Source organism: Achromobacter sp. UBA4530 (assembly GCF_002388205.1).
Taxonomy (GTDB): Bacteria; Pseudomonadota; Gammaproteobacteria; order Burkholderiales; family Burkholderiaceae_B; genus Achromobacter; species Achromobacter animicus.
This window is the reverse complement of record NZ_DGMA01000010.1, coordinates 68,444-69,145: the sequence shown is the minus strand read 5'-3', so window position 1 is coordinate 69,145 and position 702 is coordinate 68,444. Positions and strand designations below refer to the sequence as shown.

The 702-nt window shown below is 61.1% G+C and carries 1 pseudogene; it reads right to left on the bottom strand.

Annotated features, from left to right (window positions below):
- Positions 1-161: pseudogene (locus B2W22_RS11840) on the bottom strand (IS256 family transposase); the annotation flags it as partial.
- Positions 162-702 lie beyond the last annotated feature (541 nt).

Sequence of the window (702 nt, the reverse complement as noted above, 5' to 3'; positions counted from 1 at the left end):
CCAATTCCGCTCCAAGGGCCCCGTTCGATCAGCGCCTTCTTGAACGCCATCGACAGGTCCTGCACCGCCTCGGCGGTCATCGGGCCTTTGACGAATTGATCAACCAGCTCGGCGGGAATCGCCGGCAGTTCCCTCAGCGGTGTCTTTTTCTTGGTAGCCATACATGCTCCTTGAGCAACATGTTAGGCCCCAAACACAAAATTTATGACACTCCCGGCGACCGTCCGCCACAACTTGCCGACCTGTACGCGCCGCCCATCGGGCACTTGAGTTCAAGTGACGATTAGCAGCGATCTGTGCTCGCACGAAGGCGTCAGATACCCCGCAAAAACTAGCGCCCTTGCCAAGATGGGTGTCTGACACCCTGGAATCACCCTTCAAGCCTGAAGCCCGTCTATCCGGGTGTCAGACACCCAAGCGCCGCCTACTCGCGAAGCGTCATCACCACTACGCAAGACGCCGCGTAAGTCTCCGGAGGCCGCCCGCGCGGCCGAACGGAGACGGGCATCGCAAGATGCTCCGAGCCCGAAAGGAACTGCGCAAAAATGCCAAGCACGCCGACCGCCCCAGCTGCCTGAAAACTTGAATTGCCAGAGTCCGGTGCGGTGGCGTCCCGGGGTGCGCGGGGCGTCGATAAGCCCGAGGGAATCTGAAGGGAGCCGAAGGCGGACGAAGATGACGACGGGGAAGTCCGGAGCGAAG